The sequence below is a fragment of the Kribbella rubisoli genome (assembly GCF_004217145.1).
In the GTDB taxonomy this organism is placed as follows: Bacteria; Actinomycetota; Actinomycetes; order Propionibacteriales; family Kribbellaceae; genus Kribbella; species Kribbella rubisoli.
Map to the genome: position 1 here is coordinate 706,711 of NZ_SHKR01000015.1, position 8,629 is coordinate 715,339.

General features: G+C 64.6%; 9 protein-coding genes and 3 pseudogenes. 8 read left to right on the plus strand and 4 right to left on the minus strand.

Annotation, left to right across the window (positions count from 1 at the left end):
* Positions 1-11: 11 nt before the first annotated feature.
* Positions 12-182 (minus strand): hypothetical protein, encoded by a 171-nt coding sequence (locus EV645_RS41995; RefSeq protein WP_157997211.1) that lies wholly within the window; start codon positions 180-182, stop codon positions 12-14.
* A gap of 247 nt (positions 183-429) precedes the next feature.
* On the opposite strand from EV645_RS41995, the gene EV645_RS32600 reads away from it, so the two are divergent.
* The 6 genes and pseudogenes from EV645_RS32600 to EV645_RS43470 all read left to right on the plus strand — a co-directional run.
* Positions 430-897: a hypothetical protein gene (locus EV645_RS32600; RefSeq protein ID WP_130447869.1), complete on the plus strand. Its 468-nt coding sequence runs from the start codon at positions 430-432 to the stop codon at positions 895-897.
* Positions 894-3,530: a tetratricopeptide repeat protein gene (locus EV645_RS32605; RefSeq protein WP_130447870.1), complete on the plus strand. Its 2,637-nt coding sequence runs from the start codon at positions 894-896 to the stop codon at positions 3,528-3,530. Before EV645_RS32600 ends, EV645_RS32605 begins: the two co-directional genes overlap by 4 nt.
* Before the next feature lie 130 nt (positions 3,531-3,660).
* A complete protein-coding gene (locus EV645_RS32610; RefSeq protein WP_242000797.1) occupies positions 3,661-4,440 on the plus strand; it encodes a glucose 1-dehydrogenase in 780 nt (259 codons plus the stop codon).
* 71 nt (positions 4,441-4,511) lie between these two features.
* Positions 4,512-4,886, plus strand: a complete 375-nt coding sequence (locus EV645_RS32615) for a Gfo/Idh/MocA family protein (protein ID WP_277877126.1) — start codon at positions 4,512-4,514, stop codon at positions 4,884-4,886.
* A gap of 18 nt (positions 4,887-4,904) precedes the next feature.
* A pseudogene (locus tag EV645_RS43465) lies at positions 4,905-5,120 on the plus strand (Gfo/Idh/MocA family protein); the annotation flags it as partial.
* Between the two features lie 55 nt (positions 5,121-5,175).
* Positions 5,176-5,289: pseudogene (locus tag EV645_RS43470) on the plus strand (hypothetical protein); the annotation flags it as partial.
* Positions 5,290-5,333: 44 nt separating this feature from the next.
* Here the strand turns inward: EV645_RS43470 and EV645_RS32625 are convergent.
* Positions 5,334-5,465: pseudogene (locus EV645_RS32625) on the minus strand (ISL3 family transposase); the annotation flags it as partial.
* Between the two features lie 213 nt (positions 5,466-5,678).
* On the opposite strand from EV645_RS32625, the gene EV645_RS32630 reads away from it, so the two are divergent.
* Positions 5,679-6,338 carry a Type 1 glutamine amidotransferase-like domain-containing protein gene (locus EV645_RS32630; protein WP_130447872.1) on the plus strand — a complete coding sequence of 220 codons (660 nt, stop codon included), beginning with the start codon at positions 5,679-5,681 and terminating at the stop codon, positions 6,336-6,338.
* Between the two features lie 610 nt (positions 6,339-6,948).
* On the opposite strand, the gene EV645_RS42425 is transcribed toward EV645_RS32630, so the two are convergent.
* Entirely contained in the window at positions 6,949-7,179 is a 231-nt protein-coding gene (locus tag EV645_RS42425) for a hypothetical protein (RefSeq protein ID WP_198682005.1), read from the minus strand.
* Positions 7,180-7,235: 56 nt separating this feature from the next.
* Here EV645_RS42425 and EV645_RS42430 point away from each other — a divergent pair, with 56 nt between their 5' ends.
* Complete coding sequence (locus tag EV645_RS42430; protein ID WP_198682006.1) at positions 7,236-7,385, plus strand: hypothetical protein; 150 nt, start codon at positions 7,236-7,238, stop codon at positions 7,383-7,385.
* A gap of 813 nt (positions 7,386-8,198) precedes the next feature.
* Here EV645_RS42430 and EV645_RS32640 read toward each other — a convergent pair.
* Positions 8,199-8,629, minus strand: a 431-nt coding sequence (locus EV645_RS32640; protein ID WP_198682007.1) for an ATP-binding protein, incomplete at its 5' end; no start/stop codon positions are given.

Consider the following 8,629-nt stretch of genomic DNA (forward strand, 5'->3'; position numbering starts at 1 on the left):
GGTTGCCAAGTTCAGTGAATGTAGCCGTCCCATTTCGGCTCGTAGCGGGTGCCGCCGGTCAGCGCCTTGGGGCCGGGGATCTCCTCAACTGCCTTGGTCAGCTCGAGGTCGATCGGCCCGGCTAGCCCGTCCGGGATTCGTACCGCCGCAGCCGCGGCGGGCTCCCGCCGGCCTCGGGGCATCGTCGCTGCGCTTCAGCCGCGGATCGTCGGCCGGGTCGCCGATCCAGATCGCGTCGGGGATCCCGGTGTATTCCTCGACCACTTCGTCCGGGTCGCGGAGCGGGCACCGGCGGTCGACTGGGAACCGGTGCATATTCAAAGTGTGCGGTATTCCGGTCCAATCGGTTCCAGTAGCCGGTTGGGCATGTTTAGGTGATTTGGGGTCCCTGTCATCACACGGACTCTTCCATCGGGTGGCGGTGTGAGGATGATGGATGGGGTGAAGGCGTTGAAGCACATTGTGGGGTGGGCTGGAGTCGTTGTCTTCAGCCTCGCTGTCATCGGCATGGGGCTGTATCTCTCCGATGTCGGGCTGGATAGGGCAGACAAGCTCGGCAGTTCGATTGGCGCGATCGTGAGTCTCGTCGGGCTGGGCGTGTCGATATACGCGGTCATACGAGTCGGTGGGCGGTCGCCGCAGAGCGGCGGCCAGTCAGTGACCGGGTCCACGATTGGCGACGGCATTCTGCAAGTCCGTGGTGTGCGGCGCAGTGTGCGCGTTGGTCGATCCGCCAACGGATCGGGCCCGACGCAGAGTCTTCTGCCTGCCGCGTTGAGACCGAGTTCTTCCAATGCTGGTCCGGAACCAGGCGAGCAGTCTGTGACCGGCACTCAGACATCGGGCGCAGTGCAGCAGTTCGACGACATTGGCGGCGACCTCGACATCGATAGATGATCTGGCGCAAGCTGTCCGCTTCGGCGAGCCAAAGTGTCAGCGGCAGCATCGTCTTCGGCGATGTCATTCAGGTCCGCGACGTCAGCGGTGATGTCTCTGGGCTCGCCGCCGGCCGGACCTTGTACCGGATCGACGGCTTCCGCCACGAGTCGGTGCCGCTGTCACTGCAGGAGGTCCGGGAGCAGCCGAGCAAGCTGCTGTTGGCTCATCGCCAGGTGGTGCCCTTTGCCGGTCGAGGAAAGCAGTTGGGAGACCTGGGCGCTTGGTTGGATTCCGATGCAGGACTCGATGTCCGATTGATCTATGCAGCAGGCGGGCAGGGGAAGAGTCGGCTGGCAAGACATTTCGCCGGACAACAGGCGTCGACAGGCTGGGTTGCGTGCCAGGTCCGAGACACACCCACTGCCCGGATCTCTTCGGTGCCAATACCCCGGAGCGATCGGCCACTGTCCGGGGTGCTGGCCGTCGTCGACTACGCCGACCGCTGGTCGTTCTCGCATCTCAAAACGCTCATTGCTGACCTGTGCGATTTCGGCGTGCGCTCTGGGCTTCGCGTTCGGGTGCTTCTATTGGCCCGCGCGGAGGGGTCGTGGTGGACGAACCTGGAGTGCTCGCTGGAGTCCGACTACGCCATCAACGCCACCGCAGTCCCGCTGCCTCCGTTGGATGACCAAATCGATCGCGGGGAACTGTTCCGGCAGGCTCGCCAACACTTCGCGGCCAAGTTGCAGGTGACTGGCACCGACAATCTGCCCATACCACCCGGGCTCCAGGCCGAACTGGCTTTTACTCAGGTTCTCGCCGTACATATGGCCGCCCTGGTCGCCGTGGATGCACGTCGATTCGGCGGCCAGGCCCCGACGGAACCGCACACGATCGTGGCCTACCTTCTGAAACGTGAACGAGCCTATTGGCATGCCCTCCACAATCGAGCGGAGGCCCCCGCAGCTACTACGCCCGAGGTCATGGGCCGGGCGGTCTACGTAGCGACCTTGGCAGGGCCCCTGCTGCCATGGGATGCGCACGCCGCTCTCACCCGGGCGAAGGTAACTGAGCCCGGCGTCACCACCATCATTGACGACCACCGGCTCTGCTACCCGCCGCAAGATCTCGACACGGTACTGGAAGGTCTGCTTCCCGACAGGCTCGGCGAGGACTTCATTGCACTCAGCACGCCGGGCCATCCTTATGGCGGAGAGGGAGGCAGCAAGCCAGACCCCCTCGCCTCCACGATCGTGGACGATCTGCTCGACGACGACTCGCCCGCCGTGTGGACAGCCAGCACGATCACCGTCTTGGTCGAGACGGCTCAGCGCTGGCCGCACATCGCCACCGCAGTGCTGTATCCGCTACTGACCAAACGACCCGAATTGGCGTTCGCAGGCGGCACCGCGACTCTGGCCCGACTAGCAGATCTGCCTGACATGGAATTGCCGCTGCTCCAAACAATCGCGACGCTGTTGCCCAAACAACGCCGAGTCGATACCGACACTTACTTTGCAGCCATTTACAACCCGATCGTCCGACAACTCCTAGCCGGAATCGCCGATCCCGTCGTTCATGCTCGCCTCCACTGCATCCGCGCTCGCTTCCTTCGCGATGCTGGCCGCTACGAGGAGGCGCTGGAGTCGGCCGAGCAAGCCGTAGCGGCCTACCGAGGCATTGCCACCACTGCCGACTCGGCAGAGCACCTGCCACGCCTCGTGGAGTCGATGACCGTCCTCAGTAACGCACTGGCCCAGCTCGGTCGGCACGAAGAGGCGCTACTCCCAGCCCTTGAAGCTGTAGAGATTGTCCGGAGCTCGGCCGACACCGACCGGTCATCCCGCCTTGCAGGGCTACTCAACAACCTCGGCATTCGGCTGTGGGATCTGGGGCGTCGAGAAGAGTCACTTGCACAACTAGAGGAAGCCGTGACCCTCTACCAGCAGCTGGCAGAGGGCCAACCTGCTACCTACGCGCCGGAGTACGCGAGCTCGCTGAACAACCTTGGCATCCGGCTCGCGCAGCAGGGGCGGCGTGATGAAGCAGTAGAGCGAATCGAACTAGCGGTCGAAATCCGCGGGCGGCTAGCTGACTTCAACCCAGCCGTCTACCGGCCCCTGCTGGCGAGCGCATTGAGCAATCTCGGCAATGCTCTGGCGGAACTCGGGCGCCACGACGAGGCGTTGGCTGCTGCCGAGAAGGCTGTGCTGATCCAGCGGGAGCTGGCGGCCATATCAGCCATTCACTGGGACGGACTTGCGAGCGCGTTAACGAACCTGTGTAACCAGCTGTCCGACTTGGGTTGTCATCAACAAGCCGTGGCGCCAGCCCAAGAAGCCGTTGCAATCTATCGGCAGCTGGCGATCACCAACCCGGGTCTTCACCTCCGCCACGTCGCGGCGTCACTGTCTAACCTCGCCAAGGTGTTGTCTGGACTGGCCAAGCACGAACACGCCCTCGAAGCCGCAGAGGAAGCCGTGGCAATCGATCGGCGACTGGCGATCGCCCACCCCGTCATCTACCTGCCCGCCCTCGTCAGGTCGCTGAACAACCTGAGCATCTCCTTGGTCGCAGTCGGCCAGCGCGATCGAGCCATTACCGCGGCAACTGAGGCCGCTGCAATCAGCCGACGGTTAGGCAACGGGTAGCTAGCCCGGATCTTCATGGTCCAGTTGAGTTCGGTTGTGCGGGCGTCGGAGTCGCGCGCCAGGGCCTGCAGCCAAGCGGAGCACTCGCGCCTCAGGCGATCGGACCCGAATGCCACCGTGAAGGTGCTGAATGGGCGAGGTGCTGATGCGGGCTCTGCTGCGAGACGAGGTGGTGGTTGTCACCGGCGCAGCCGGCGGCATCGGTGCGGCGATCGCGCTGGTCGCGGCGCCCGAGGGGGCGGGCGTGGCCGTCGTCGATCTCGACGAAGCAGCAGGACGAGACGTCGTCGACCGGTTGGGTGATCGGGCGGTCTTCGTGCGCGCCGATGTGAGCCGCGAGGACCAGGTGGCCGCTGCCACGGCTGCGGTCGAGCGGGCACTCGGCGCCCCGACTGTTCTTGTGAACAACGCCGGCCGGAACGCGTACTTCGACCCGGTCACCATGTCGCAGCAGGATTGGAACCACGTCTTCGACGTGGATCTGCGGTCGGCATGGTTGATGGCCAGGGCGGTGCTGCCGTCGATGATCGAGCGCGGCCGGGGATCGGTAGTGAACATTGCGTCCGTGCACACGACAGCGACCGCCCGCGGCTATTTCCCGTACGCTGCGGCGAAGTCAGGGCTGATAGGCCTGACGAAGAGCCTTGCCCTCGAGGCCGCCCCGTACGGCATCCGGGTCAACGCGGTCAGTCCCGGATGGATCGGGACCCGCCTGGTTGAGGAATGGTTGGAACAGGGCGACGATCCCGCCGGGCGCGCCGCGGTCGTAACCGCGTTGCACCCGGTGGGACGGATCGGCCTGCCCGATGAAGTGGCCGAGGTGGTGTGTTTTCTCGCCAGCAACGCGGCGTCTTTCGTGACAGGAGCGGAGTGGCGGGTCGACGGTGGCCTGAGCGCGCGCTTCATGTGAGCCGTACCGGGAGATTTGGAGCTAGAGATGACGAGTAACCACAGCCGCCGCCTCGGCGTGGGCTCATCGGCATCGGCTGGATGGGCCGTCTGCATACGCGCGCATACAGGTCATTGCGCGAGCAGTATGCCGATCTTGGCGTTCAACCGGAGCTCGTCGTGGCGGCCGACCCAGTCCAGACCAATCGTGACGACGCGATCGACCGTCTCGGATACGCCGCGGCGACCGCCAACTATCGCGAGGTGCTCGCCAACCCAGAAGTCGACGTTGTGTCGATCTGCTCGCCGAACTTCTTGCACCGCGAGCTCGCGCTGGCTGCGGTCGAGGCAAGGAAGCCCCTGTGGCTCGAGAAACCGATGGGGCGAAGCGTTGATGAAAGCCGGGCGATCACCGCAGCGGTAGAGGCCGCCGGGCTGGTGTCCTGTGTCGGCTTCAACTACCGGTAGGCGCCGGCAGTCGCACACTTGCTGGAGCTTCTGCACGCGGGACAGCTCGGTGAGGTGGTCAGCGTCCGCGTGTCGCTCCTCGCCGACTACTCCGCCGATCCCGCCGGACCACGGTCGTGGCGGTATGTCCGCGATCGCGCGGGCTCCGGGGCCCTCGGAGACTTGCTGTCGCACGGAGTCGACCTCGCACAGCTGATCGCCGGTTCAATCGCCGGCGTGTGCGCCCTGACAAAGACCGTCATCATTGAACGGCCCGCGCCCGCGGAAGGAGCGGCGACTCACTTCGATAGTGCCGGGACGCAGAAGCTGTTGCCAGTCGAAAAACGACGACCACGCGGTCGCCCTCGCTCGGTTCGAGTCGAGAGCGATCGGCACGCTCGAGGCGAGCCGGGTCGCGGTGGGATCCCGCTGCGACTACGGGGTCGAAGTTCGGGGCACCCGGGGATCGACCCGGCTGGCGAGGACCACCCGGTCGGGTTCGAGTCGCTGTCCGATGACGGCGAGGCCGAGGCCATCAAGCCGAGCGAAGGCGGTCAGGTCGGGCCGGCCGAAGCCGGCGTGCGGGGTAGCGTCGGACACGTCGAGGTCTTCCAGATGGTGAGCATGAGAACTTCCATCTTCGGGAGGCCTCGACTCCTACCGCGGGACCGACGCGCCAGCCGGGCGATCGCGTGACCCCCCTCAACGCTCGCAGAACAAGTGCGACGCGGCGTACGGCCAGGACGGGGGCGCGCCCTTCGATCAGATTGGTTACGGTGTGCGGATTCGGCAAGACGAGATCGTAGGAGAGACATGAAGCTTCTTCTCACCTCCGCCGGCATCAAGAACACGAGCATTGCCGACGCGCTCGTCGAGATGCTGGGCAAGCCCATCGCCGAGGCCAGCGCCCTGGTGATCCCAACGGCGGCTTACCCCGCGGGGGGTCCCGCTGCCGCGTGGCGCATCGTCTCCGGCCGCGCGATGACTCCGCTGTGCGAGATCGGCTGGAAGTCTCTCGGCCTGCTCGAGCTCACAGCGCTCCCCAGCATCGACGCGGCGCAGTGGATCCCCATCGTCCGGGAAACCGACGCTCTTTTGGTGGGCGGTGGCGATCCGCTGTACCTGGCGCACTGGCTGCAGCAGTCCGGCGCGGCTGACGTCCTGTCCTCGCTGCAGGACACGGTGTGGGTCGGGGTGAGCGCCGGGAGCCTCGTGGCGGCGCCCCACCTAGGCCAGGACCTGAGTGACTGGCAGTCGCCGACGGGCAGCGTCGAGGCACTGGGGCTGGTCGACTTCGGTATCTTTCCGCACCTCGACAACCCGAACATGCCGGAGTTCGGCCTAGCCGACGCGGAGCGCTGGGCCGCCGCGCTCGACGTGCCGGGCTACGCCATCGACGACCAGACCGCCATCACCGTCATCAACGGCGAGGTCGCTGTCGTCTCCGAGGGTCACTGGAAGCTGTTCGACTGACCAGTCCCGCTGATCTACACCCTCAACTGGGAAGAGCGCTTTCGCCGGCAGCGGAGACTTCCGCGGTCTCATGGTCGACGACCTAGTCCGTGCCCACCTTATCTGCACGCGGCCTGGTTCCAGTGAAATGCTCGTGGGCGACCTTTTTGATGGCCTTGTATCCGACCTCGGCCGACGGTTCTTGAAGTTCATCTCCGAAGGCGACAACACGATCCGGCGGTCAGGCCAATAACCCGGCAACGGCCATGCGTGCGCGACATTAAGGCTACGAATGGCGTGCGTGATGTGCCGTGCAGGCAGCCACGCCGTACCGGGGCGCTAAGGCCGTCCCTACGGGCAGTGGGTGACGGTGGCCATCCTGACACCCATTCTCCACACCAGTCACGTGGAACAGTCCACCTCTGACGAGGAACGGGTCAGTGCAGTCGTTACTCTCGACGACACGTACCTCGCAATTCACCGATAAGGGGACTTTCCGCGGACTCGCACCACAGTCCACTTGACCGAACTCTACTGAGACCGCTCGCCCTGCCCGCCGCTGCGCCACACCAGACGTCCGCGGAGCTTTTGACAAGGTCGGCCAGATGTAGATCGGTTAGCAGCCAATATGTCAAATCGTTGATGTCCGCTGCGTGATCATCCGATTGGTGAGTTCGATTGTCGCCAGGTACCACCAGAAGACCCAGTCGCGGAAGGCTGGGTTGTAATCGGCGCGCTGATTCTCCTTCTGGTGCCGGATTGCAAACCCGTTGGCGATCTCGAAGAGCGCCCGTTCGTCCTTAGAGAGGAGTTCCTCCTTGAGAAGTGCGCGTCGCTCCTCGAGGACCAAGGCGAGGACCATGGCAGCCGACCGTTTTCATGCTCTGTGGCGGACCGTGACCTGAATAGCGCAATTGCGTGACGCACCCGGGCACGGGTCGCCTCTTCGGGGGTGTTGAGTGCACGCTGAACGAGTTGACCGCGGGCGTCGTCGGTGGCGTGGGTGAGGCGGCCTGCGTCTTCTCCGTCGTCTGCGAGAAGCAGGTCGAGATCGCTGCGCTCGAGTAGGCGATTGACGTGCCAACGGTAAAGGATCTGTCCGCTGTGTCGAGCATAGTCGCTGTAATGCCAGCCGCATTGCGCATAGGAGTGCAGCCATCGATTACGGGGTCTAGCCACAAGGTCGTGAAGGACCTCGATGAGATCGCATAACGCATCCGGGTCGGCGGCGAGCTCGTCCGGATCCGGCGGCCACATGCCGCGGCGGCCAACCAGTCCCTGGATGATGTCTGATGGGACTGCGTCCGCAGGATCATCCACACAGTCCTTCCCAAACTCGAGTTCGAAGTAGCCTCGCGCTTCGAGGTCCCCGACGATCCGCTGAAACGCTCTTGCAACGGCTCCGATGCTCAGCACGTCGGCAGCCGCGGAGCCAGTGCGACGCTCGCTCCAGTACGGCGCTCGTTCCTTCGGAAGCGGAAACGCATCTGCTCGGCGGAGCAGATCGACCAGAAACCCACGTTCGTCAGCTCGATTCGCGGGCTGCTTCGCCCACGGATCGTGACCGGAGGTGACCGCTGCCAGAAAGTCATCGCAGGGCACAGACGTAGAGAAGGCGTCCGTGAGGAGGAGTTCAACGCGCTCCTTCCAGCCCGAGCTACGAGAAGCGCTGTTGATCAGTGTTGCGAGCTCGGTACGGAAGAGCTCACGCGGCCACGCCAGCTCGTAGTCAGGGTTGCCTGTTGTCACACGTCCTAGCTTGCCAGTGCCCCAGGAAGGGCACGACCCGGACAAACAGCGAGTTGACCGATGGAGGAGGTGTCAACGACGGTTGAAAACGGACCCCTTTGCGGCGGTTGAAAGTGGACCCCGTGCTGGTTGTCATGGTTGGTCGTCGGTTGGTGTGGGGATCCGGCCGAGGTTGTGGTTCTTGAGGCGGTAGGAGTCGCCTTTGAGGGCGATGACGTCGGCGTGGTGGACGAGTCGGTCGATCATCGCGGCGGCGACGGTGTCGTCTCCGAAGACTTCGCCCCAGCGGCCGAACTCTTTGTTGCTGGTCACGATCAGCGATGCTCGTTCGTATCGGGATGAGACGAGCTGGAAGAACAGGTTCGCGGCTTCGTGTTCGAAGGGGATGTAGCCGACCTCGTCGATGACCAGTAGCGGGTAGCGGCCAAGCCGGCGCAGTTCGTCTTGGAGGCGGCCTGCGGTGTGGGTTTCGGCGAGCCGGTCGACCCATTCGGCGGCGGTGGCGAACAGGACGCGGTGGCCGGCTTGGCAGGCGCGGATCGCGATGCCGATGGCCAGGTGGG

Excerpts from the sequence above, each read along its gene's own strand:
- EV645_RS32605 (WP_130447870.1), top strand. The coding sequence starts at position 894 with ATGATCTGGCGCAAGCTGTCCGCTTCGGCGAGCCAAAGTGTCAGCGGC.
- EV645_RS32630 (WP_130447872.1), top strand. The coding sequence starts at position 5,679 with ATGAAGCTTCTTCTCACCTCCGCCGGCATCAAGAACACGAGCATTGCC.
- EV645_RS42425 (WP_198682005.1), bottom strand. The coding sequence starts at position 7,179 with ATGGTCCTCGCCTTGGTCCTCGAGGAGCGACGCGCACTTCTCAAGGAG.
- EV645_RS32610 (WP_242000797.1), top strand. The coding sequence starts at position 3,661 with ATGGGCGAGGTGCTGATGCGGGCTCTGCTGCGAGACGAGGTGGTGGTT.
- EV645_RS41995 (WP_157997211.1), bottom strand. The coding sequence starts at position 182 with ATGCCCCGAGGCCGGCGGGAGCCCGCCGCGGCTGCGGCGGTACGAATC.
- EV645_RS32600 (WP_130447869.1), top strand. The coding sequence starts at position 430 with ATGATGGATGGGGTGAAGGCGTTGAAGCACATTGTGGGGTGGGCTGGA.